This window comes from Burkholderia sp. b14, from assembly GCF_900156195.1.
Lineage (GTDB): Bacteria > Pseudomonadota > Gammaproteobacteria > Burkholderiales > Burkholderiaceae > Mycetohabitans.
In genome coordinates, this window is sequence record NZ_FTPJ01000003.1 from 1,129,421 (window position 1) to 1,152,764 (window position 23,344).

The 23,344-nt window shown below is 62.7% G+C and carries 19 protein-coding genes, 1 tRNA gene and 4 pseudogenes; 15 read left to right on the forward strand and 9 right to left on the reverse strand.

Going from position 1 to position 23,344, the window contains the following annotated elements; genetic code table 11:
* Nucleotides 1–12 precede the first annotated feature (12 nt).
* On the forward strand, nucleotides 13–654 hold the full coding sequence (locus tag B0B13_RS09500; RefSeq protein ID WP_076795972.1) for a DNA-3-methyladenine glycosylase I: 642 nt from the start codon (nucleotides 13–15) through the stop codon (nucleotides 652–654).
* Nucleotides 655–767: 113 nt separating this feature from the next.
* On the opposite strand, the pseudogene B0B13_RS09505 reads toward B0B13_RS09500, so the two are convergent.
* Both B0B13_RS09505 and B0B13_RS09510 read right to left on the reverse strand, forming a co-directional pair.
* Nucleotides 768–1,102, reverse strand: a pseudogene (locus B0B13_RS09505) (sodium:solute symporter); the annotation flags it as partial.
* A gap of 32 nt (nucleotides 1,103–1,134) precedes the next feature.
* Nucleotides 1,135–2,079 (reverse strand): class I SAM-dependent methyltransferase, encoded by a 945-nt coding sequence (locus tag B0B13_RS09510; protein ID WP_076795975.1) that lies wholly within the window; start codon nucleotides 2,077–2,079, stop codon nucleotides 1,135–1,137.
* Between the two features lie 252 nt (nucleotides 2,080–2,331).
* Here B0B13_RS09510 and B0B13_RS09515 point away from each other — a divergent pair, with 252 nt between their 5' ends.
* Together B0B13_RS09515 and B0B13_RS09520 are read left to right on the forward strand one after the other, a co-directional pair.
* Complete coding sequence (locus B0B13_RS09515; protein ID WP_076797253.1) at nucleotides 2,332–2,610, forward strand: YlcI/YnfO family protein; 279 nt, start codon at nucleotides 2,332–2,334, stop codon at nucleotides 2,608–2,610.
* Nucleotides 2,607–2,915, forward strand: coding sequence for a type II toxin-antitoxin system RelE/ParE family toxin (locus tag B0B13_RS09520; protein WP_076795977.1), 309 nt, complete (start codon nucleotides 2,607–2,609; stop codon nucleotides 2,913–2,915). The genes B0B13_RS09515 and B0B13_RS09520 overlap by 4 nt, the downstream gene beginning before the upstream one ends.
* Nucleotides 2,916–3,000: 85 nt before the next feature.
* Here B0B13_RS09520 and B0B13_RS09525 read toward each other — a convergent pair whose 3' ends face one another.
* The 3 genes and pseudogenes from B0B13_RS09525 to htpG all read right to left on the reverse strand — a co-directional run bounded on the left by B0B13_RS09525 (nucleotide 3,001) and on the right by htpG (nucleotide 5,962).
* Nucleotides 3,001–3,477, reverse strand: coding sequence for a DNA-deoxyinosine glycosylase (locus B0B13_RS09525; RefSeq protein WP_076795979.1), 477 nt, complete (start codon nucleotides 3,475–3,477; stop codon nucleotides 3,001–3,003).
* A gap of 7 nt (nucleotides 3,478–3,484) precedes the next feature.
* Nucleotides 3,485–4,067 (reverse strand): annotated as a pseudogene (locus B0B13_RS09530) (chorismate--pyruvate lyase family protein).
* Entirely contained in the window at nucleotides 4,064–5,962 is a 1,899-nt protein-coding gene (htpG, locus tag B0B13_RS09535; RefSeq protein ID WP_076795982.1) for a molecular chaperone HtpG, read from the reverse strand. Before htpG ends, B0B13_RS09530 begins: the two are co-directional and overlap by 4 nt.
* A 330-nt stretch (nucleotides 5,963–6,292) precedes the next feature.
* Here htpG and B0B13_RS09540 point away from each other — a divergent pair, with 330 nt between their 5' ends.
* From B0B13_RS09540 to B0B13_RS09550, 3 genes are all read left to right on the forward strand, one after another.
* Nucleotides 6,293–6,751: a RidA family protein gene (locus tag B0B13_RS09540; protein ID WP_076786266.1), complete on the forward strand. Its 459-nt coding sequence runs from the start codon at nucleotides 6,293–6,295 to the stop codon at nucleotides 6,749–6,751.
* 483 nt (nucleotides 6,752–7,234) lie between these two features.
* Nucleotides 7,235–9,583 carry a bifunctional diguanylate cyclase/phosphodiesterase gene (locus tag B0B13_RS09545; RefSeq protein ID WP_076786264.1) on the forward strand — a complete coding sequence of 783 codons (2,349 nt, stop codon included), beginning with the start codon at nucleotides 7,235–7,237 and terminating at the stop codon, nucleotides 9,581–9,583.
* A 124-nt stretch (nucleotides 9,584–9,707) separates the two neighbouring features.
* A complete protein-coding gene (locus B0B13_RS09550) occupies nucleotides 9,708–10,892 on the forward strand; it encodes a chromate transporter (protein WP_076786262.1) in 1,185 nt (394 codons plus the stop codon).
* A gap of 9 nt (nucleotides 10,893–10,901) precedes the next feature.
* Here B0B13_RS09550 and B0B13_RS09555 read toward each other — a convergent pair whose 3' ends face one another.
* The 4 genes from B0B13_RS09555 to B0B13_RS09570 all read right to left on the reverse strand — a co-directional run bounded on the left by B0B13_RS09555 (nucleotide 10,902) and on the right by B0B13_RS09570 (nucleotide 17,901).
* A complete protein-coding gene (locus B0B13_RS09555; protein ID WP_076795984.1) occupies nucleotides 10,902–11,357 on the reverse strand; it encodes a DUF4149 domain-containing protein in 456 nt (151 codons plus the stop codon).
* Between the two features lie 19 nt (nucleotides 11,358–11,376).
* A complete protein-coding gene (gene parC, locus B0B13_RS09560; protein ID WP_076795987.1) occupies nucleotides 11,377–13,713 on the reverse strand; it encodes a DNA topoisomerase IV subunit A in 2,337 nt (778 codons plus the stop codon).
* Between the two features lie 75 nt (nucleotides 13,714–13,788).
* On the reverse strand, nucleotides 13,789–15,777 hold the full coding sequence (parE, locus tag B0B13_RS09565) for a DNA topoisomerase IV subunit B (protein WP_076795990.1): 1,989 nt from the start codon (nucleotides 15,775–15,777) through the stop codon (nucleotides 13,789–13,791).
* 150 nt (nucleotides 15,778–15,927) lie between these two features.
* The gene (locus B0B13_RS09570; protein WP_139337390.1) at nucleotides 15,928–17,901 is read right to left on the reverse strand and encodes an ATP-binding cassette domain-containing protein; all 1,974 of its coding nucleotides are present in this window, start codon (nucleotides 17,899–17,901) and stop codon (nucleotides 15,928–15,930) included.
* A 157-nt stretch (nucleotides 17,902–18,058) separates the two neighbouring features.
* Here B0B13_RS09570 and B0B13_RS09575 point away from each other — a divergent pair, with 157 nt between their 5' ends.
* From B0B13_RS09575 to B0B13_RS09610, 9 genes and pseudogenes are all read left to right on the forward strand, one after another.
* Complete coding sequence (locus B0B13_RS09575) at nucleotides 18,059–18,241, forward strand: rubredoxin (RefSeq protein ID WP_076786253.1); 183 nt, start codon at nucleotides 18,059–18,061, stop codon at nucleotides 18,239–18,241.
* Nucleotides 18,242–18,383: 142 nt separating this feature from the next.
* A tRNA-Arg gene (locus B0B13_RS09580) sits at nucleotides 18,384–18,458 on the forward strand.
* A gap of 160 nt (nucleotides 18,459–18,618) precedes the next feature.
* Complete coding sequence (locus B0B13_RS09585) at nucleotides 18,619–19,755, forward strand: glycosyltransferase family 2 protein (protein ID WP_083703701.1); 1,137 nt, start codon at nucleotides 18,619–18,621, stop codon at nucleotides 19,753–19,755.
* A gap of 305 nt (nucleotides 19,756–20,060) precedes the next feature.
* Nucleotides 20,061–20,810: pseudogene (locus B0B13_RS20060) on the forward strand (glycosyltransferase family 2 protein); the annotation flags it as partial.
* Between the two features lie 105 nt (nucleotides 20,811–20,915).
* Nucleotides 20,916–21,347: pseudogene (locus B0B13_RS20065) on the forward strand (glycosyltransferase family 4 protein); the annotation flags it as partial.
* A gap of 57 nt (nucleotides 21,348–21,404) precedes the next feature.
* Entirely contained in the window at nucleotides 21,405–21,929 is a 525-nt protein-coding gene (locus B0B13_RS20070) for a glycosyltransferase (RefSeq protein ID WP_370643011.1), read from the forward strand.
* Between the two features lie 167 nt (nucleotides 21,930–22,096).
* The gene (locus tag B0B13_RS09600; protein ID WP_076795995.1) at nucleotides 22,097–22,600 is read left to right on the forward strand and encodes a YbhB/YbcL family Raf kinase inhibitor-like protein; all 504 of its coding nucleotides are present in this window, start codon (nucleotides 22,097–22,099) and stop codon (nucleotides 22,598–22,600) included.
* 96 nt (nucleotides 22,601–22,696) lie between these two features.
* Complete coding sequence (locus tag B0B13_RS09605; RefSeq protein WP_076795998.1) at nucleotides 22,697–22,876, forward strand: hypothetical protein; 180 nt, start codon at nucleotides 22,697–22,699, stop codon at nucleotides 22,874–22,876.
* Nucleotides 22,877–23,006: 130 nt separating this feature from the next.
* Nucleotides 23,007–23,309: a DUF1488 family protein gene (locus B0B13_RS09610; RefSeq protein ID WP_076797256.1), complete on the forward strand. Its 303-nt coding sequence runs from the start codon at nucleotides 23,007–23,009 to the stop codon at nucleotides 23,307–23,309.
* The last annotated feature ends 35 nt before the right edge of the window (nucleotides 23,310–23,344 follow it).

Sequence of the window (23,344 nt, forward strand, 5' to 3'; positions counted from 1 at the left end):
TCTGCTTCGGCGATGCCAGGCGGGCCATCGGTCGTGCCGGCACCGACAGTGGACCTCTCGCGGCGCTGCCATTGGTGCGGCACCGGCGCCGAGTATTGCGCTTATCATGATAAGGAGTGGGGGTTTCCGGTCGATGACGACCGCCGGCTGTTCGAGAAACTGTGCCTTGAGGGGTTCCAGGCCGGACTCAGCTGGCTAACGATCCTGCGCAAGCGGGAAGCCTTTCGCGCTGCATTCGCCAACTTTGACATCGAGAAGGTGGCCCGGTTTACCGACTGCGACGTGCAGCGGTTGCTCGGCGACACCGGCATCATCCGGCACCGGGGCAAGATCGAGGCTGCCATCCATAACGCACGCCGCGCGCTGGCGCTGCTCGATAGCGAGCGCTCGCTGGCCGCCTACCTGTGGCGCTTCGAGCCGGACCCGCGGAGCCGGCCACGCAAGCTGACCCGGGAGGTGCTCGGCACGATGACGACGTCCCCCGAGTCGATTGCGTTGTCGAAAGACTTAAAGCGGCGCGGTTGGAAATTCGTCGGGCCGACGACAATGTACGCGATGATGCAGGCGATGGGCCTAGTCAACGATCATCAGCACGATTGCAGCGTGCGGGCCGACGTCGATCGGGCACGTGCCGCCTTTCAGGTGCCGCGCTGATCAGTCGTCCTGCACCGCCAGGTCTGAGAGCGTCAATTTACCCAGCATGCCGGTGCGCGCCCGTAGGTTCAAGGCGGCACTCGCGCTGCCGCACGCTCCGGACCACGGGCGCATCACGTCTCGCTCTCAACGACGTCCAAGTAGTCTTCGGGCCGTGTCCTGTCTTCGAAGCGCGACATGCCGAGCACGCGCACGATCATGCTGACCACGATCGCCACCCCAATGTTCACGAGCAATGCCCACACCGCCGCCGCATAGCCCGGCATCGTGTATCCGCCGATATGCAACAGATAAATCGAGCCCGCAAGCTTCAGCGATGCGGCCATCCACGTGCCGGTCAGGATGCCCGCGGCCCAGCCGAGCAACAAGCCGCGATGGTCGCATACACGGGTGTACAAGCCAGTACGATCGCGGGCAACATCTGGATAATCCAGATACCACCAAGCAAGTCGGGAAAACGATGGGATGGTGGGGAGGAACTCAGATTATGAAATGCCCGCCGACGGCGATGTCGCGCGCGTCGCGGCGTGGCGCGCCGGACGCCTCGCGTAGGGCGGCGACCCACTGACGGGCGTTCAACCCACACGCCTTCTCGATGACCTTCGCGCGGTCGGTCAGTACGTTCCAGTCGATCGACAACGCGGGTCCGGAGAAAGCCAGCACGACGCGGTTGCCCTCATGCACCTCGGGCAACGCGATGACCCGCGCATCGAACGCCGCGCGCAAATGGCGCATGTTGCGCACAAAGCTCGGATGGTCGCCGAACAAGTTGACCGTCACCACTGCGGCGCCGCCGAGGCAAGCACGGCACGCGCGATAAAACGCGACGGAATCGAGCACCGGACCGCGTGCGGTCGCGTCATACAGGTCAATCTGCATCGCGCCGACCGTACCGTGGTTCGCGGGGTCATGAACAAAATCCCATGCATCGATCTGGAGCACACTCAAGCGCCGGTCGTCGCTCGGCAACTCAAACATGCTGCGCGCGGCTATGATCACTGCCGGGTTCAATTCCACCGCCTCCACATGCGAGCGCAGAAAATGCCGATGACAGAACTTGGTCAAGGCTGCCGCCCCCAAGCCCAATTGCACAATACGCTGGGGCGGCGCGAGAAAGAGCAGCCACGCCATCATTTGCTGCGCGTATTCGAGTTCAATATCGAACGGCTTTTTCAGGCGCATCGCGCCCTGTATCCATTCAGTGCCGAAATGCAGGTAGCGCACGCCCCCTTCTTCGGAAAATGTCACCGGCGCAAAACGGGCTTTGCGCGGCGCTTCGAGGGTGGGTACGGCCTCGTGCTGCGCGGCGCTCTTGTGTTTGTCGCGTCCCGTGCGGCGGGTGGCGCCGCGCGACGGTTGCGCGGCCCGCTCACCGCGCTGGAATGCGCGCGCTTGCGCCGACGCGCGCTTGATCAAGGATGTCATGTAACGAAGTCTTGCGTGTTGCACAGTTTTTGTTTGTCCCAAGCATAGCATCCGGGGTCGCGCAGCGGGTTAAGCAACCCGTAATCGAGTTGGGGTGACCTGCAGCTATCCACGGGTCGCGCGACGCTGGCGCTGGAAGTCGCCCATTTCGGAGCGTTGGACGCTCTCCATCGACTCTACCGAACGGCTAACTTGCATCAACATAGCCATCAGCGGATAATGCATCGCAACTGCGATGCTTTGACAGATATCATGAAATCCGCCACCTTCCCCTCCATTCGGGTCGAACCGGAACTGCGTGACGCCGCCGAAAGCGTCCTCGGTGAAGGAGAAACGCTGTCGAGTTTCGTCGAGCACTCGATCCGCGAGGGCATCGAACGCCGTCGCAATCAAAGCGAATTCATTGCCCGCGGCATCGCGTCGCGCGAAGCGGCCCGACGCACCGGCGACTATCTGCCTGCGTCCGAAGTACTGGAGAAACTAGAGCGGCGGCTCAACGCTCTTCGCGATACGAGGCGCAAGCCTCGATGACGTACGCGGTCCGGTTCACGCGTGCGGCTTCAGATGATCTGGACCGCCTTTATGGCTTCGTTATCGATCGCGACGACGCCGACGTCGAAATCGCTACTCGTGCACTTGCGGCCATCGCCGCCGGGATCGCTACATTGGAATCGTCGCCGTTCACATGCCGCAAAGCCCATCCATCGATGCCGTTTCTGCGCGAATTGATCATTCCGTTCGGCGCGTCGGGATATGTTGCGCTGTTCGAGATCGACGACAATCGGACGGTGACGATCCTGGCGGTGCGTCATCAGCGGGAAAGCGATTACCACTGAAGCGGAACGGATTCGACGTTCGGTCACGCAGGCTGTGGGTTGGCCCCATGCCACGCAACATTGCGTCACCAGCGATCGGATGGCGTCAGAAAAGAATCTCCCGCCAACACGAAAGCTTTTGTTCGAACGACAGCATCGCATGGGCCGGACTCGACGAAGGCAGTACGAGCGTCTCATAGCCCGCGGCACCGATCACATCGGCAAACCGCCCCGCCGTCTTGCCGTTGAAGCACACCTTCTTCAGCAACGGTGCATGCGCTCTCAACGACGCGAAGTCGTTCGGCTTCGCATGGCGAATCGCCGAATCGAGACTGCCCTCGCGATGACACGCGGCGAGCACGTCCCATATCCCGATTCCGTGCTTCAACACGCGTTTGAGCCGCGCGTCATACGCAAGCTCCTGCAACTCAGGCTCGTTAAGCACCGCGCCCAATAACCGCCAGAACTGATTGCGAGGATGCGCATAGTACTGCCCTGCCCCGAGCGATGCCTCACCGGGAAAGCTGCCCAGCACCAGAATCGTCGTATCGGGCCGGATTACCGGCGGAAAACCTTGCAACATCAGCAGTTTAAAGGGTCGTCATGGTCCACATGGCCGGCAGGAAGCATTCGGTCACCATCAGCGGTAGCCGATGGCGGGTAAACACCGAGCGCCGCGCGACGCATGCATGCGGCCGATCCGGGCCTAGCTGTGCGACAGCGAGCCGGTACAGCGGATGGGCGCCATCGACGCGCCGGCTGACGATCGGCGAGCGTGTCACCGTCATGTCCGCATACAGCAGCTCGGCCAACGCTCGCGTACGCAGCCGTCGTACGGCTTGCCATACGCCCCAGCTCGCGCGCAGCGGCGTGACACTGTGCGCAGCCACCACGGCCACGCCATCCACTGCGAGCACTGCCTCGCGAATCCACACCGGCGCGTGGCGCGACGAGGCGCAACACGCGCGCCTCGTCGCGCCACGCGACGCCAACCTTCTCACAGGTGACCCGCACGGTCACCCGACCGAGCGTGCCCAAATGGCGCGTGAGCGAGCCCGCGCGTGTTACCCAGTCCTTCTGTGCGGCGCTCAAGACAGCACGCGGTTGCACCCGCCAACCGTCGCCGTGCGCACAAAACTGGCCGCCCGAGCGCCGCTCAAGCGTGTCGTTCAATGCGTGCCCGACAGCAACAACGTGTTGGTGCGCTTGACAAAGCTCGCTGGATCATCGAGCGCGCCCCCCTCGGCGAGCAGCGCCTGATCGAACAGCAAATGGCACCAGTCGGCAAAGTCCGCTGCGTCCGGCGACAGCCGCTTGATCAGCGCATGTTCCGGGTTTACTTCGAGGATCGGATGGAAATCGGGCGCCTTCTGGCCAGCCGCCTTCAACATTCGCTGCAAGTAGCCACTCATCTCTCCCTCGTCGGCCACCAGGCAGCTTGGCGAGTCGGTCAGGCGGAACGTGAGACGCACGTCCTTGGCCTTTTCCTTGAGCACGTCCTTCATCCGCTCGACCAGCGGCTTCAGGTCCTCACCGACCTTTTCCTGAGCCTTTTTCTCCTCGTCGTTCAACGCACCCAGATCCAGATCGCCACGGGCGACGCTGGCCAACGGCTTGCCGTCAAACTCATGCAGGAACGACAGCATCCATTCGTCGACGCGATCGGTCAGCAGCAGCACCTCGACACCCTTCTTGCGGAATACTTCCAGATGCGGACTGTTGCGCGCGGCCTGCCAACTGTCGGCGGTCACATAGTAAATCTTCGTCTGCTCCGGCTTCATCCGCGCGACGTAGTCAGCCAGCGACACATTCTGCTCGGCGCTGTCGGTTTGCGTCGACGCGAAGCGCAGCAGCTTGGCGATGCGCTCCCGGTTCGCGAAGTCCTCGCCCAGGCCCTCCTTGAGCACCTGGCCGAATTCGCGCCAGAACGTCGCGTACTTCTGTTTGCCGGCGTCGTCGTCGGCGCCAGCCAGTTCCTCGAGCATCGACAGCACTCGCTTGGTGACGCCGTCGCGGATCGCCTTCACGTCGCGGCTCTCCTGCAGAATCTCACGCGACACATTCAACGGCAGGTCGTTTGAATCGACCACGCCCTTGATGAAGCGCAGGTAATTGGGCAACAACTGCTCGGCCTCATCCATGATGAACACGCGCTTCACATACAGCTTCAGCCCGCCGCGATGGTCGCGATTCCACATATCGAACGGGGCACGACCAGGCACGTACAGCAACTGGATATATTCGCTGCGTCCCTCGACGCGGTTGTGGGTCCAGGCAAGCGGCGCCTCGTGATCGTGCGACAAATGCTCGTAGAAGTGCTTGTACTGCTCGTCGCTGATCTCGCTCTTGGCACGCGTCCACAGTGCGCTAGCCTGGTTGATGGTCTCGTCCTCGTCTTTGACGACCATCTCGTTCTTTTCAGCGTCCCACTCCTCCTTCTTCATTAGAATCGGCAGGCCAATATGATCCGAGTACTTCTGGATGATCGACTTGAGTCGGTAGGAGGACAGCAGCTCGTCTTCGCCCTCGCGCAGATGCAGCGTGATCGATGTGCCGCGCTGCGCACGTTGGATCGTCTCGACGCTGAATTCGCCATCGCCAGTGCTTTCCCAGCGCACCCCCTGGTCGGCGGGCAAGCCAGCGCGACGCGATTCCACAGTGATCCGGTCCGCGACGATGAAGCCGGAATAGAAGCCGACGCCGAACTGGCCGATCAGTGCCGCGTCCTTTTGCTGATCGCCGGACAGTTTGGCAAAGAACTCCTTGGTCCCTGAACGCGCGATCGTGCCCAGGTGCGAGACCGCGTCGTCACGGCTCATGCCAATCCCGTTGTCGTCAACCGCGATCGTGCGTGCAGCCTTGTCGTACGCGATCCGGATACGCAGGTTTGGGTCGTCTTCATACAGCCCGGCATCGGCGATCGCCTCGAAACGCAATTTGTCCGCCGCGTCGGACGCATTCGAAATCAGCTCACGCAGGAAAATTTCCTTGTTGCTGTACAGCGAGTGAATCATCAGTTGCAGAAGCTGCTTGACTTCCGCCTGGAAGCTCATGGTTTCTTGCGCCATAGTCTAGGTCCTTTCAGCGAGTTGACGTCAACGGCACGAGGCCAGGTTTGTCCGTGTCCGCGCAAATGGGGACGGCCCGCGCCAAATTCAAGACTTGCCCAGAGACCGCGACAGAAACGCAGACAGCCCCGGGTCGCCGCAGTTCGCGACGTTAAAGCGCCGCCTGGCGTATGCCGTCCAGCATCGCGGCCCCCGCCGACGTGCGCCCGGGCAACGCTGTCCTGCGTTACATTGTCGATGATGGCGGGTGCTGCGGCGCGCCGGTATGCAGTTTTCTGATCCGGCCCGGCCGGTCTCACCCTTGTATTTTCCTCACCCTTTGGAGTCCCCATGTCGAATGTATACGATCAACTGAAGACGCTCGGCATCGAGCTACCGACTGCCGGCGCACCGGCGGCCGCTTACGTGATGAGTGCGCAGGCAGGCAAGACCGTGTTCCTGTCCGGCCATATCGCCAAAAGGAACGGACAAGTCTGGACCGGCAAGCTCGGTGACACAATTGGCACGGAAGAAGGACAACAGGCGGCGCGCAGCATTGCCATCGATCTGATTGCGACGCTGCACGCGCACGTGGGCGATCTGAACCACGTCAAGCGCATTGTCAAGATGATGAGCCTGGTCAATTCGACGCCGGACTTCACCGAGCAGCACTTGGTGACGAACGGGGCGTCGGAGCTGTTTGTGACGGTGTTCGGGGAACGCGGCAAGCATGCCCGCTCGGCGTTCGGCGTCGCGCAGATTCCGCTGGGTGCTTGCGTGGAAATCGAACTGATCGCCGAAGTCGAATAACGGCATCTGTGCCCCGCCCCGCGGCGCGCCGTTTCCTTGCCGGTGCTTGGAACTGCCCACGACAACGCAACGATTCGAGTAGATCGATCATGAGACGAGGCAACGCGAGGTTCTGGGGTGCAATGGCGAGGCGCGTCAACGACACGAAGCGCGAACCGTGGATCGACAGCAATACGGTAACGGCCATAGATGGAACGTTCCAGGCACGATTCAGCCGACTTCGGACAGATTTCTTATATATCCCGAGTAGACAGCGTAGGCGCGCCGCCATTCTTCCCGCATAATCTGCTGGCGTCACAGGCAGCATCCAGGCGTTACACGGTACCCTAACAAGGTGGGGGCGTTTTACGCGTGGCGCTGTTTTAATTACCATTGTTTGAGCGCCCGCGCGGCACGGCCTTTGGCGGTTCTGCATCACGCCCCGTCATCGCATTGGACACGCCGCCGCACGGGGATATTCACCCCCTATCACGGCCTGGCTCCATGACTCTTCCGCTGACTCCCTCGGCACGCGAAGCGCGTTTGCGCCGTGACGCGGCGGTGTCCAGGCAGCGATCTCTGTGGGTCATCCCAGCTCTCGGGTTATTGGTGCTGATCCTGCTGTGGGCAGTAATCTATACGCGGCTGCAAGTGGAGCGGGACAATGCCCAGCGCGAAGCCACAGCTTCGGCCGCGCTGCTGTCCGCGGCTTTCGAACAACATACGGTCAAGGCCATTCACCAGGTCGACCAGATCACCCGCTTCGTCAAATACGAATTCGAGAAGTCGCCGCAGCGCTTTAAATTAGCCAGCACGATCGAGAAGGGCGTGATCCAGAGCGACACACTGATTCAGGTGTCGCTGGTTGACGAGCATGGCTATCTAATCGCGAATACAGAGGATTCGCGGCCTAAGCCGCTGAATTTGTCCGACCGCGAGCATTTTCAGGTCCATAAGCACGAGACGTTCGACCAGCTGTATATTAGCAAGCCGGTACTAGGCCGAGTATCGCACCAATGGACGTTGCAACTCACGCGCCGACTCAACTATCCCGACGGCTCGTTCGCGGGTGTGGTCGTGGTGTCGGAAGACCCGAGCTATTTCACCAATGACTTCTATAACAGCGCGGCAATTGGCCGCGACGGCGTGATATCGGTAATCGCCGACACCGGCGCGGTGCTGGCGCGCCGCACTGGCAACACACTGAACGCACCCGGCGCGTTTTCTGCGACCGGCAGCTATCCGCTGTCTGAACATGTGTCCGGCACGTACCGCGACCCGATCGATGGCGTGATGCGCATCGTGTCGTATCGCCACATCGACGGCTACCCGCTCGGCGTCATGGTGGGCCTATCGCAAAAGGAAGAATTTGCCGATTATGAACACACTCGCAATATCTACCTGTTGATGGCCGGGTGCATTTCGATCGCGATCCTCGGCTTCTTCGGCGTGGCCACAGGCTTGATCCGCAAGCTGCTCGGCCGTGAACGCGAGATGACGCACCTCGTCGAGTATGACTTGCTGACCGGCTTGCCGAACCGCTACCAGACGCTGCAGATTTTGCGCACCGAAGTCTCGCAGCCGGCAAACGTCGGCCGGCTCGCATTGCTGTTCATCGACCTGGACAATTTCAAGACGGTCAACGATACGCTCGGCCACAACGCCGGAGACATTGTGCTGCAAATGACATCGGCACGGCTCGCACAGACGGTCGATGGCAACGGTATCCTCTCGCGCATCGGCGGCGACGAGTTCGTTGTGATCGTCAAGGAGGATCACGTTGAACCGAAGGTGGTCCAATTGGCCGAGGCGATTGCCGGCAGTTTCCTGAGGCCATTCGACGTGCGCGGCAGCTCATTCGTGCTGCACGCAAGCATCGGCATCGCGCTGCTCTCCAGTACTAGCGAAAGCGAGATCGATTTGCTGAAAAAGGCCGACCTGGCGATGTACAGCGCCAAGGATGCCGGCCGCGGATGCTATCAGTTCTATTCGCCGCAGCTCGCGCACCGCGCCGACCATTTGATGAAATGGGAGCAGCAACTGCGCGTCGCACTTGCCGAAGGGCAGTTGTTTCTCGCCTACCAGCCCAAGATCGACTTGGCGCGCCGCTGCATCACCGGCTTCGAGGCACTGCTCCGCTGGAACCACCCGCAGCATGGCGAGATTACCGCAAGCGAGTTCATCACGATTGCCGAGTCCACCGGTTTGGTCGTGCCGATTGGCGACTATGTGATCGACAGCGCATGCCAACAGCTTGCGCAATGGACCTCGCTCGGCTACGACACACTGTCGCTGGCCATCAACATCTCGGCCGTGCAGTTCTGGCGCGGCGATGTGTTCGGGGCCGTGGAGCAGGCGCTGGACCGCTATAAATTGTCTGCACGGCGCATCGAACTCGAGATCACGGAAACGGCGATGATGGAGTATCCCGAAATCGTGTCGGAGAAGGTCGCCGCGCTCAAGCGGCTTGGCGTGCGCATTGCACTGGATGACTTCGGCACCGGTTATTCGTCGCTGTCCTACTTGAATCGTTTTGCCGTCGACACACTGAAGATCGACCGCTCGTTCGTCCAGGCCATTCCCGCGGACCGCAATGTCTGCGTTATGGTGTCGGCAATCGTCAATCTGGCCCGCTCGCTAGGGTTGACCGTGGTCGTTGAAGGCACGGAAACCGAAGAGCAGATTGCATGGCTGTCGGGACTGGGCAACATCGAGGCACAAGGCTTCCTGTTCTCGCGCCCGGTGCCGCCCGACGGGGTGCTTGCGCTGCTCGAGCACTTCGGGGTTTGTCCATATTCTGAACCAGGAGGCGTCGCAGCAACGCACGCCGTGCAACCACGTGTGTCCGCTTGAATCTCGTGCCGTGCCGCATAATCGATCTCACCTTCCATCCGTTGCCTCCTCACCAGCCGCGCCGGCGCCCTCGTCTGCCACCGGCGTCGATGGTGGACCGCTTCAGCCGCAGACAACGCAGGATGTGCCATCCCGCCAAGAGCCATTGTGGTCGCTGCTGCTGGTCATCGCTGGGCTATCATCCGTTTCATGGGGTGGGCTGTCGCTGATCGCGCAACTGGAGCGTCACTATGTTGAGCGCAAGCAACTGTTCAACCGGCTCGACTACCTGAACCTGGTCGCGCTGGCCTGGCTGATTCCCGGGCCGGTCGGCTGCAATGTCGCGATCCAGATCGGCGCCGCACTGCGGGGCTGGCGGGGCGCGTGGATGGCCGGTCTTGGCAGCGTGGTGCCCTTCGCGATCGTGATGACCGTGCTGGCGATGTTCTATCGCACGCCGACCGTGGCGTCGCTCGCATCGCAATCGCTGGTCACGCACTTCAGCGTCGTACTGGCATCGTTAATCGGCACGACCTGGATCAAGCAGGTGCGCACCTTGATACAACGCCCGATCGACTGGGCCACGGCCATCGTGGCCAGCGTCACGCTGCTGCTCCTAAATAGCCCGGCCATCTATGTCGCGCTGCTTGGCACCGCGTTCACATTGGGTTGGTTCACGAGTCCGGCGTCTGAGCAGCAGACGAAATCAGCATTCGTGCTGTGCCGCACCGACTCACTGCTGCTGGCCTTGCTCGCCGTACTACTCGGACTGTACGCATTGCCATTGCCGCTGCCATCGAGCAACGCCATGCTGTTGCTGTGGCCCCGGCTGGCCGGTGCGGGCCTGACACTATTCGGCGGCGGATTCTCGGCGCTGCCGGTATTGAAGACGTTGTTCGTGCCGCCGATCCTGGACATTTCCGACAGCGAATTCACTTTCGTTTTCGCGCTGTCGCCAGTCTCGCCCGGTCCGTTGTTGAACGTGGTGCCGTTCTTCGGGTATCTGGTCGGACACATCCCCGGCGCGCTGTTCGCCACCTTTTCGGTATTCGTGCCATCGGCAACGCTGGTGGTGATCGCGCAGCGCAACTTAAAGGTGCTCGAATCGCACCCGCGTTTCAAGTCCGCAATGCGAGTGTTGCGCGTGGCGACAACGGCTTTTCTCATATCGGCCGTCGCCAAGATCGCCTGGCAAGTACCCATGGAGCCAATCTACGCGGTCACCGCCACGTTCGCGCTGACGTGCTTCTGGCGCGCCAAGGTGCCGGTCTATGCGGTGTACGGGACCGTGGCGCTCACCTACGGGCTGGTCCTCTGGCAAACCGCGTAGCGGCCACGGTCAGAAACGCCCGATCACGCCCAGCGCAGTGGCTACCGCACCGAGCGCGAGGTTGAGCGCCACCAGCCGGCGCAGGCCCGTGACGACGCGGGCGCCGTCTGGCCAGTTCTGCGCTTGGACCGCGCGCTGCAGCCGCGGGTATAACGCGAAGCGGATGTGGCCGAACAGTAGCATCATGAGTACACCGATCGCGGCCATCGCATGCATCGGCCAGTTCGCCTGCGCGCCGCCCAGCGTCACCAACATGAATATGCCAGTGGCCAGGATCACGACGATCGCCACCGCGACCAGCCAGAAGAACCGGCCGAATAGCGAATCCAGCAACGGCAGGCGCAATTGCGGCGACACGTCGGACAACGCTGGACGCAGGCAAAATTGCACGAACGTCATGCCGCCGACCCATATCACGACCGCGGCGATGTGCAAGAACATCGCCGCCTCCAGCACTTTCAACATGCTCGTTTCTCCGTAATCGTCATGCCGGCTGCCCGAGCAATACCGGGCGCATGCCCGACACCTTGAACTTGACCGCCGGCGCCTTGCCACGCCGCGCACGCTTGCCGACGTAGGGCGCGAGTGCAGCACCAACCAGTGTCTCCTGCTGCGGCTTGCCACCCCGCCCGGCGCCACTGAGCAACAACCCGCCCTGGCCGATCGCCAGCGCCTGGAGCAACTGCTCGTTGCCGTCCAGGCCAATCAATGTCACGCCACGTCCGCCGCTGGACAATGTCTTCATCTCGTCCAGCCCAAACACCAGCAGGCGTGTCTCGTCCTTCGCGCCGAGTGCCAGACATGCAACCTGCGACGCATCCGACCACATGGGCATCGGCGCGAGCGGCTGCGCGCCAGCATCAATCGTCATGAACGACTTGCCGGCCTTCACGCGGCTGATCATGTCACCGATCCGCGCGATGAAACCGAAGCCGTTGCTTGAGGCGAGTAGCAACGGCTGTTCCAGCGGCGCAGCGAAATAGTGCATCAGATGGGTGCCAGCCTCCAATTCGATCAACGACGTGACCGGCACGCCATCACCGCGCCCGCCCGGCAGCGCCGCGACCGGCACCGAATACACGCGACCATTGCTGCCCCACGCCACCAGCGTATCGGGCGTGCGGCACTGGAACGCGGCATACAAGCTATCGCCAGCCTTGAACGTGAAGCCTGACGCATCTAGCCCGTGTCCTTTCAGCGTACGGGCCCAGCCGCGCTGCGAGACGACGACCGTCACCGGCTCGTCGACGACCCGCGCCTCGAACGTCGCGCGCTTGTCTTGCTGGATCAGCGTGCGGCGCGCATCGCCGAACTGCTTCGCATCGGCTTCGATTTCCTTGATAATCAGCCGCTTCATCGCCACGTCGCTATCCAGCAACTGCTCGAGCCGGGTCTTTTCGTCGCGCAGCTCGCCCAGCTCCTTCTCGATCTTGATCTTTTCCAGTCGCGCCAATTGGCGCAAACGGATTTCGAGAATGTCGTCCGCCTGCCGCTGCGATAACCCAAAAGCCGCGATGAGCGCCGCCTTCGGTTCATCAGACTCGCGAATGATCCGGATCACTTCGTCCAGGCTCAGGAAAACGATCATCCGGCCTTCTAGGATATGGATCCGGTCCTGCACCTTGGACAGTCTGAACCGCGTTCGCCGCGTCACGGTCGCGAAGCGGTAGCCAATCCATTCGCGCAGGATCTCGCCCAGCCCCTTTTGCCGCGGCCGACCATCGGCGCCGATCATCACCAGGTTGATCGGCGCACTGGATTCCAGGCTCGTGTACGCAAGCAACGTATTGATGAACTCGGTCTGGTCGATGCGGCTGGACTTCGGTTCGAACACGAGCCGTACCGGCGAGTCCTTGCCAGACTCGTCGCGCACCGCGTCGAGCAGCGCGAGCAGGTTTTGCTTGGTCTGCAGTTGCTCGGGCGTCAACGTCTTCTTACCAAGCTTGACCTTCGGATTGGTCAACTCCTCGATTTCCTCCAGCACCTTCTGCGACGATGTGCTGGGCGGCAGCTCCGTGATCACCAGTTGCCACTGCCCGCGCGCCAACTCCTCAATCTTCCAGCGCGCGCGTACCTTCAGGCTACCGCGACCGCTTTCGTATGCCGCGGAAATCTCCGCTGGACTCGAAATGATCTGGCCTCCGCCCGGGAAGTCCGGGCCCGGTATCCGCTCCATCAGTGCTGCGTGATCCAGGTTCGGATTGCGGATCAGTTCGATGGCCGCCTGCGCGACCTCACGCAGGTTGTGCGGCGGAACCTCAGTAGCCATGCCGACCGCAATGCCGGATGCGCCGTTGAGCAACACGAACGGCAGGCGCACCGGCAACGACCTGGGCTCCTCGAACGAGCCATCGTAGTTCGCAATGAAGTCGACGGTGCCCTGCTCGATCTCATCGAGCAGCAGCCGCGCGATCGGCGTGAGCCTCGCTTCGGTATAGCGCATCGCTGCGGCGCCATCGCCATCGCGCGAGCCGAAATTGCCCTGCCCGTCGATCAGCGGGTAGCGCATCGAGAAATCCTGCGCCAGCCGTACCAGCGCCTCGTACGCGGACGAATCACCATGCGGATGGTACTTGCCCAGCACGTCGCCGACCACGCGCGCTGACTTGACCGGCTTCGCGTCGGCCGCCAGCCCCATCTCGTGCATCGCATACAGGATGCGACGTTGCACCGGCTTCTGACCATCGGTCACATCGGGCAGCGCACGACTCTTGACCACCGATACCGCATAGTCGAGGTAAGCGCGCTCAGCATAGTCGCCCAGCGTCAGGTACTCGCCGTCAGAGGGCGGCGAAAAATCCAATTCCAGTTCTTCACTCATTGGGTGACAGCCTCAAATTCAAGTCCACCGGGCATCGTGCGCAGCGGCGCCTAGCGGCATCGCGCACACCCTGCGTCAGATGTCCGCCTGCGCCTCGTTGCCCTTTTCTTCGAGCCACGCGCGACGGGCAGCGGCTTCGCCCTTGCCCATCAGCATCGTCATGCGCCCGATGGTCGCATCGAAATCTAGGTCGCCCAGTTGCACGGGCATCAGCCGCCGGGTATCCGGGTTCATCGTCGTGTCCCACAACTGCTCGGCGTTCATCTCGCCCAGTCCCTTAAAGCGTGAAATCGTCCACGCAGACTCGCGCACGCCGTCTTTGCGCAGCTTGTCCACTATCGCCTCAAGCTCGCCTTCGTCCAGCGCGTAGAGTTTCTGCGCCGGCTTCTTACCCCGAGCCGGCGCGTCCACGCGAAACAGCGGCGGGCGCGCCACATACACGTGGCCGCGCTCGATGAGTTGGGGAAAGTGGCGAAAGAACAGCGTGAGCAGCAGCACTTGGATATGCGAGCCGTCCACGTCCGCATCCGACAAGATGCAGATCTTGCCGTAACGCAGATTCGACAGGTCGATCGCATCGTCGCTCACGTGCGGATCGACGCCGATCGCCACCGCGATGTCGTGCACTTCATTGTTCGCGAATAGCCGGTCGCGCTCCGTCTCCCACGTGTTGAGGACCTTGCCGCGCAGCGGCAGAATCGCCTGAAACTCCTTATCGCGCCCCATCTTCGCCGAGCCGCCCGCGGAATCGCCCTCGACCAGGAACAACTCATTGCGTGCTACGTCCGTCGACTCGCAATCGACCAGCTTGCCGGGCAACACCGCCACGCCGGAACTCTTACGCTTCTCGACCTTCTGGCCGGCACGGGTGCGCGCCTGCGCCTGCTTGATCACCAATTCGGCCAGCTTGCGTCCATGCTCGACATGCTGGTTGAGCCACAGCTCCAGGCTCGGTCGCACGAACGAAGAGACCAGCCGGACTGCATCCCGGCTGTTGAGTCGCTCCTTGATCTGACCTTGGAATTGCGGATCGAGCACCTTCGCAGAGAGCACGAACGAGACCCGTGCAAACACGTCCTCGGCGAGCAACTTGACGCCCTTGGGCTGCAGGTTATGCAGCTCGACAAAGCTCTTGACCGCCTGGAACAGGCCGTCGCGCAGCCCGGACTCGTGGGTGCCGCCCGCCGGCGTCGGAATCAGGTTCACATACGACTCGCGCAGCAGCGAGCCCTCCTCGGACCATGCGACGACCCATGATGCGCCCTCGCCCTCGGCGAACGTGTCGTCGGTCGTGCGTGACGACCCGGCGTATCGCTCGCCCTCAAACAGCGGGATCAATGTATCGTAGCCGGCCAGACCCTCGAGCAGATAGCCACGCAGCCCATCGTCGTATTTCCATGACTGCCGCTCGCCGGTTTTCTCGATGATCAATACCACCTCGACGCCGGGCAGCAGCACCGCCTTGGAGCGCAACAAACGCTGCAGTTCGGACTGCGGCAGGTTGGCCGAGTCAAAGTATTGCGGGTCGGGCCATGCCGTGACGCGGGTGCCGGATTTCTTGTCCATGCGGCCCTTGGCCGCGCGTACGGTGAGCGGGCGCACCACGTCGCCGTGCGAGAAGCCGATGTCGGCTACCTTGCCGTCCCGCCACACCGTGACATCGAGTCGCTGCGACAATGCATTGGTCACCGACACGCCCACGCCATGCAAGCCGCCGGAGAACGTATACGCGCCACCGGCAGCCTTGTCGAACTTGCCGCCCGCATGCAACCGGGTGAAGACGATCTCCACCACTGGCACCCCTTCTTCAGGGTGCAGGCCGAACGGAATACCCCGCCCGTCATCTTCGACGCTGACCGAACCGTCGGTATGCAGCGTCACGACGATTTGCGCGCCAAATCCGCCCAGTGCCTCGTCCGACGCGTTGTCGATGACTTCCTGCACGATATGCAGCGGATTCTCCGTGCGCGTGTACATGCCCGGCCGTTGTTTCACCGGCTCGAGCCCCTTGAGCACCTTGATCGACGCTTCGCTGTATGCGGGACCGGATTTCTTTGTAGCCATGTTCCGATAAATTCCGCCGTTGTCCACAGTTGTTGTGGACAAACGCGTGGACAATTCGTTGAGTTCTTGAAAAAGCCCTGCCGAAACAACTCGCTCGTCACGATGCCCGCGAATCGTGCGCGCTGCCGGCGGCCGGGGTGGGAACGGGCGCTATTTTACCGGCTTGCGCTTGGCCTCCAGCCTCTCCCAGCGCTCGAGCGCGGCCAACAGCTCGTCGTCGATCGCCGCATAGCGCTCGGTGAGCCGCGTGCCTTCGGCCGGATCCGTCACGAAGATCGACCCGTCTTCCAGCCGCGCACTGATGGACTGCTGCTCCGCCTCGAGCTGTGCAATCCGCTCCGGCAACGCATCCAGCTCGCGCTGCTCGTTGAACGTCAGCTTGATGCTGCGCTTTTCATTGCGCGCTGAGGCGGCGCTGGGGGCGTCATGCAACGCACTGTCGTCGTTCGATGCGGCCGGGAGGTGCGCGGCGGCCTTCGCCGGCAGCCCGGCACCGGCCTGCGCCAGCACATCGGCGCGCGCCTTCTGCATCTGCCAATCCGAGAAACCGCCGACGTACTCGCGCCACTGGCCGTTTCCTTCCGCCGCGATCACCGACGTGACAACGTTGTCCAGGAAAGTGCGGTCATGGCTCACGAGCAGCACCGTGCCGTCATAGTCGGTCAACAGCTCCTCGAGCAGTTCGAGCGTCGGAATGTCCAGGTCGTTGGTCGGCTCGTCCAAGACCAGCACATTCGCGGGCCGTGCGAACAGTCGCGCCAGCAATAGCCGGTTGCGCTCACCGCCGGACAATGATTTGACTGGCGAGCGGGCGCGTTCCGGCGAAAACAGGAAATCGCCCAGGTAGCTCATCACATGCTTGCGGGCACCGTTGATCTCCACCCAGTCGCTGCCCGGACTGATTGTGTCCGCGAGGCTGCGCTCAGGGTCCAACTGCGCGCGCATCTGATCGAAGTATGCAATTTGCAGATTCGTGCCGGTGCGCACCCAGCCTTCGTCCGGTGCGATCTCGCCGAGCATCAGCTTAAGCAGCGTGGTCTTGCCCGCGCCGTTCGGGCCGACGAAGCCAATTTTGTCGCCGCGCATCACAGTGGTCGAAAAACACGCGACGACCGTCTGCCCACCGTAGCGCTTAGTCACATCGGTGAGTTCGGCGACAATCTTGCCGGACTTGTCGGCCTGGCTTACGTCAAGGCGCACGTTGCCCTGCACGTTACGCCGCTGCGCGCGCTCGTTGCGCATCTGCACAAGGCGTGCGATGCGCCCGACACTGCGCGTGCGACGCGCCTCGACGCCCTTGCGGATCCAGATCTCCTCCTGGGCGAGCAACTTGTCAAACTTCGCATTCTCGACCGCCTCCACTTCGAGCTGCTGCGCCTTGCGTGTCTGATAGGCCGAGAAGTTACCCGGGTATGACAACAGACGCCCGCGATCGAGTTCGACGATGCGGGTCGCGACGCGGTCGAGGAACGCGCGATCGTGCGTGATGAACAACACGCTGCCGCGCAGCGACAACAACAGCGCCTCGAGCCAGCGTATCGAATCAAAATCGAGATGGTTGGTCGGCTCGTCCAGCAGTAGCACATCGGGCTGCGTCACTAGCGCGCGGGCCAGCGCAACGCGTTTGAGCAGACCACCAGAGAGCTGATCCACCCGCGCGGCGCCCTCCAGGCCCAATTGCGCGAGCGTGGTCGCGACCCGGGTGCGCCATGCCCATCCGTCATGCGCGTCCAGCGCGCCCTGCAGCACATTCATGCGCGCCAACAACGCGTCATGCGACGGGCCTTCGGGCGTATCGGCCAGCGCGTGCGCAACGCGATCGTACTCGTCGAGCAGCGCACGAGTGTGCTCGAGCCCCGCGGCCACTGCGTCGAACACGCGCATGCCAGGGTCGAAGACCGGCTCTTGCGGCACGTAGACAGTCGTGAGTGCCTGCGCACGGGTGATCAAGCCGTCGTCGGGCTTGGCCAGGCCGGCGACGATCTTCAGCAACGATGACTTGCCCGCACCGTTGCGGCCGATCAGGCCCACCCGCTCGCCCGGTTCAATCGAGAAGTCCGCGTGGTCAAGCAGTGCGACATGGCCGAACGCGAGTTGCGCGCCGGTGATGGAAAACAGCGACATCGGCTCAAGAAAAGGACAGAAAACACCCATTGTACCGGCCGGACACAAGCCACTGTGCGTGAATCCGTATCGGGCGATTGGCCGATGTAGGCTGCGCCTTGCGTTACGCTAAGATACCGGCTTTCCAAGCAGGCCAAAAAGGCCCAAGGTTGCAGCCGTGTCTGACGTGATTGAATACAAGAGCTGGGTCTGCCTAATTTGCGGGTGGATCTATAACGAGGCAGACGGGCTGCCGGACGAAGGGATTGCTCCCGGCACGCGCTTTGCCGATATCCCAGCGCAATGGCGTTGTCCGTTGTGCGACGTCAGCAAAGCCGACTTCGCCGTGGTGGAATTCTGAGCGCCGCGCCGATGCGCGTCGGGATCGTGCTCGTGGTATTCTTACGACCCCGTGATCCTGACCACTCCCGATCGCACGGCATGCTACCGGTACGCGGCTTCGGACAGGTCACCGGGTCGCATGTCGTCGATGATGACGCCCTCTCGCCGTAGCACAATGGATAGTGCACGCGCCTCCTAAGCGTGAGATTCAGGTTCGATTCCTGACGGCGGGACCATATTGGCTGACGGCCCGTATACTCATGATCCGCCGGCGCTTCGCATAGGGCACCGCGTCGCGATGATGTGGTGCACCGCACATAAATGCTATCCATCGGACGGTAAGGTGTGGCAAACCCACTGCGATGCGCGGGTGCGAGCGCACCGCGCGGTTCCTGCATGTCCCGGACCGGGCAGTGCGACGCGAACCGCTTTCTCACGCCAGATATGACTCTTTCCGGACGTGTATCCACGAGCACGCTGCTGACCGTTGTTGTGCCCGTCTACAATCTCGAAGACTGCATCGCGAATGCATTGCAGTCGATACTCAAGCAACGCCATCTCGACGAGATCACGACACTGGTGATCGACGACGGCTCGACTGACCGCTCCCGCGAGCGCATCGACGCGATCGTGCGAGCTAATCCGCACGCTGATATCCGGGTGATCACGCAGCCCAACGGCGGATGCAGCGCGGCCCGTAATACCGGCATCGCACAAGCGCAGTCGCCGTACCTGTCCTTTCTGGATGGCGACGACACGTGGGAGCCGGACTTCTCCGATAAGATCATTCCGATCCTGCGGATAGGGCGCGCCGACGTGATCGATTACAACATCTGGATCGTAGGGCGCAACGGCAAGCAATCGGACGAGCTGACGATGATCGGCGCCAAGTGGGCTGGCGAGCATCAGGTGGACGATCGGCTGCTACTGGATGTCGCAGCCACCTACGAGATGTTCGCATGGGCCCGTATTTACCGGCGCTCGCTGTGGCATGGCATCGCGTTCCCGCCTGCCCAACTGTACGAGGACGCCGCGGTCACGCCGCACCTGTATTTGCGTGCCCGCACAGTGCACCGGCTCAGCGAGCGCCTGTACAACTACCATCGACGCTCGGGCAGCATCACGCAAGTCATAAACATGCGCAGCGTGCAGGACCTGGCCAAGAATGTCGAGCGCGCGCTATCGCAATGCGCTGACCCGGCGCACCGGAATTACTGGATGGCGCTCACTGCGATGGGATTCGCACACGCGCGTCGGGAAGCGGCCCGCGTCGATGGCCATGCGCTGGGCGACGCGCTGCGCATCATCGACACGCTGGCCCAGCATTGCCGTACCGTCACGCAGGCCTACCCAGAACTAGCCAAACACGCGTCATTTGACCGCTATCGCGGTGCAATGTATCGGGAGCGTGCAGTGTTTCTAGCCAAGCGCGCGATCAAGCGCCTGATCGGTCGGGAGCGGCGCCTGGGAGCACCGCCTACCGCGGGTAAAAAGACCTCGGCCGCGGTACCCGCGCTGCAAGACGAGCACTGAACAAAACGCTGCGGCACATTCGCTGAATGCCGCGCATGAAACACGCCCACGTGATGCCGCACCAGCCAGCGCGCCGGCCGCGACGCGAACAGAAGGCCCGTGGCGACGTGCTCCACCAACGCCATGTCGCCAGCACCAGGCCGTTGAACAGATACATGTTGGCCGATGGTGTTGGCACATTGAATTGTCACGAAGCTGTGGTATGTGCAGCCACGCCCTTGGTCAGGCAATCGCCGACGTACGGGCCGCCGCGGCCAGATCCATTAATATTGCCGGTTTCGCCGTTACCTTCCCCTCATATTGTCATGACCGTGCATCGCGAACCGCTCAGTGTGATCATCATCACGCTCAATGAGGCCCACGACATCGAAGCCTGTCTGGCATCCGTGCGCGACCTGGCTGATGAGATCGTCGTGGTCGACGCCGGTAGCACCGATGCGACGGTGCAGATCTGCGAGCGCTTCGGCGCACAGGTCGTCACAGCAGACTGGCCGGGGTTTGGCCCTCAGAAGAATCGGGCGCTCGCGCTCGCCACCCGGCCGTGGGTGCTGTCGCTGGATGCCGACGAGCGCGTGACGCCACAGTTGAGGGAATCGATCGAAGCGGTGCTGGCCGGGCGCGGGCCATCCGGCTATATAGGGTATGCGATGTCCCGCCGCTCGCAATTTTGCGGCCGCTGGGTCAATCACTCGGGCTGGTCGCCGGATTGGGTGGTCCGGTTGTTCCGCCGCGAAGCGGCCAAATTCTCGGACGATGCCGTGCACGAGCGGCTAATCGTCGAAGGCCCCACCGGGCGCCTTGACGGCCGGTTACTGCACTACAGTTATCGCTCTGGCGAAGAGGTGGCGGACAAGACACTGGCCTATGCTCGCGCCGGCGCCCGGATGTTGCGCGCGCGCGAGCGCCGCATCAGCGCATTGGCCCCCCTCGCACACGGCGGCTTTGCTTTCGTGCGCACGTTCATGTTGCGAGCTGGATTCCTCGACGGGCTGACGGGCCTGGGCATCGCGCGGATGAATGCGCGGGCGACGTTCCTAAAATACCATTATGCGCGGCGCGCAGACCGGTCAGCGCGCGGCGACAGCGGCACCGGCAGCACCTGGCGGGGGCTGCGCATCGGATTGTCATGCCAGGCGCTGCGCCACGCCGGCGGCTTCGAGCGCTACGCGCGCGACATCATTGGCGCAATGGCCGCGCGGGGCGTCCGCCCCATCGTCTTCGCCCGCAAATTCGATAAAACGCTGCCCGAGTACAGACTCGTCGACGCGCAAGCCATCCGGGTCAACTGGCTGCCGCGCGCGCTGCGCGACGCGGCGTTCTCCTGGCGGCTGCGCGCGCGCCGTACACGCAGCCAAGCGGACATCGTGATCGCGTGCAATCGGGTCGACTCAGCCGACATCGTCGTATGCGGCGGCACGCATCCGGGCGCATTGCGCCATGGTCGCAACAAGCCAAAGTGGAATGACGGCTGGCAAACCGCGCTGGAGCGCCACACCTATCGCAACGCGGGCGTGGTCGTCGCCCACTCCAAGATGATGGCACAAGAAGTCCAGCAGTATTTCAGCATCGCGCCGGACAAGATCCGTGTCATCTATCCCCCGGTGCGCAGCGACTGCTTCGCGCCGATGGCGCCGGCACAGCGCGATGCGATGCGGGCACAGCTCGGCATCCCCGACGGACACGCCGCATTTGTGTTCGTGGCCAACACCGGCAAGGGATTCGAACTGCTACGCGCGTACTTCGAGGCGAGCGCCGAGCCGGTCTGCCTGTTGGTCACGGGCCGCCCGGTCGCCAGCTCATCGCCGCGGATCCGCTCGCTCGGCTATCGTACAGACATGCAATGCGTGTTCGGCGCAGCCGACTTCACGATCGTGCCTGCGCCCTATGAACCGTTCGGGCTAGTGGGCATCGAATCGATCCTGTGCGGCACGCCGGTGCTCACCGCCGCTAACGTCGGCTGCGCCGAAGTCATTCGCGACGACGCGCAATGGCGCTTCTCGCACCTGGACGCGGGCAGTTTCGCCGCGGCGGTCGAGCAGGCGCTCACGCGCTGGCGCGCCGGCACCGCGCGGCTCACCCGGCCCGACGAGCATCTGCTGTACAACTACGATGTGGCGTCCCACACCGCGCACTTGCTGGCGCTGGCCTCGGAACTCGCCGGCCGTCGCGCGTAGCGCTGCGTCTCGTCGCCCCGTGCGGCGCCCACCCCCTGTCGCGCCACGCGTAATGCTACACTCGCTCGTCTGGTGCGAACGCTGCGTCACGCGCGCCGCACGGCAATGCCATGCGGCCGCCGTCATGTCGCGGCACCGCGCGTCGTCAATCTACCGGAGCAACGTCCATGGCTGAATTTCGCATTTGGTCCGATCGGTTCTCGCACAATGGATTCATGCCTAAGCAGCAGGAATTCGATGACCGTTCGTTTGGCGTCGACGGCGGCAACGTGTCGCCTGCGCTGCAATGGGCCGACCCGCCCGCCGATACCAAGAGCTTCGCGCTGACCGTGTACGACCCGGACGCGCCGACCGGCAGCGGTTTCTGGCACTGGGTTCTCGTCAATATCCCGGCACATGTGCGATCGCTGCCGGATGGCGCCGGCAAGGCCGACGGCAGCCTGCTGCCAACCGGTGCGCTGCAGCTACGCAACGACTATGGCACGGTAGGCTTTGGCGGTGCAGCGCCGCCACGCGGCGACAAGCCGCATCGGTACGTGTTTCGCATCCACGCGCTAAAGATTGACGCGCTGCCACTTGGTACGGACGCGACCAACGCGGTGGCACGCTTCATGATCCACTTAAATGAAATCGACTCGGCCACCTATACAGGTCTGTACGAGCTGAAGTAATTGGGCGCGCGCGGGACCTAGCGAGGGCTTGTCGCCGGCCTCGCGCTGCTGGCCACGCTTGGCGCGCACCCGTGCACGATCGATACCACGTCGCGCATGGCGCTGCGCAGCTGCAGCTTCGGCCTGTTCCAGTCGCCCAACAAATGCACCCTTCTCGTCTCGGCGCCACGCGAGCGCAGCGTTGGCGCGAATGGCATGTTCGGCACGGCCCGACTGACCGGCCAAGCTGTCGAGACAACCCTCATTGCACTGATTTTCAACGTCACCGGCAACTAGGGGACCTTCTCCATGCTAGCGGTGGCGGCTATTTTTGCAACGCTGGCGGCATGGATAAGTTTTGCGCGTCGTCGATCCGTTGCGTCGCCGCTGATTGGCTACAGGCATGCTGCTTGCTGTAAAGAGGGGCATGAACGTACCACCTAAAACATCATCGCATATTCATTTCGAGGACGCGCCACCTTCCTTCGACGGCGCACGAATGATGCTTGACTTCACCGCGTCCGTCGATGGGCGCCTAGTGCGGTGCTCGGTGAGTGCCGAAGCCCTTGAGGACCACTTTGGTGCCGCGTCCGCGCTCGAGAGCGAATTGCTGCAAGCGTTCGAGCGCGGACGCAGCCGCATTCATCGAGTCGCCCGGCTCGCACTGGCGGACAGTGACGGCCAACCCGTCGTGCTGCACAGTGGCCTGTTCCGAATCTCGGCAACCTAACGCCGCCAGGCAACCTGCCCACTCATCCTGCAAAG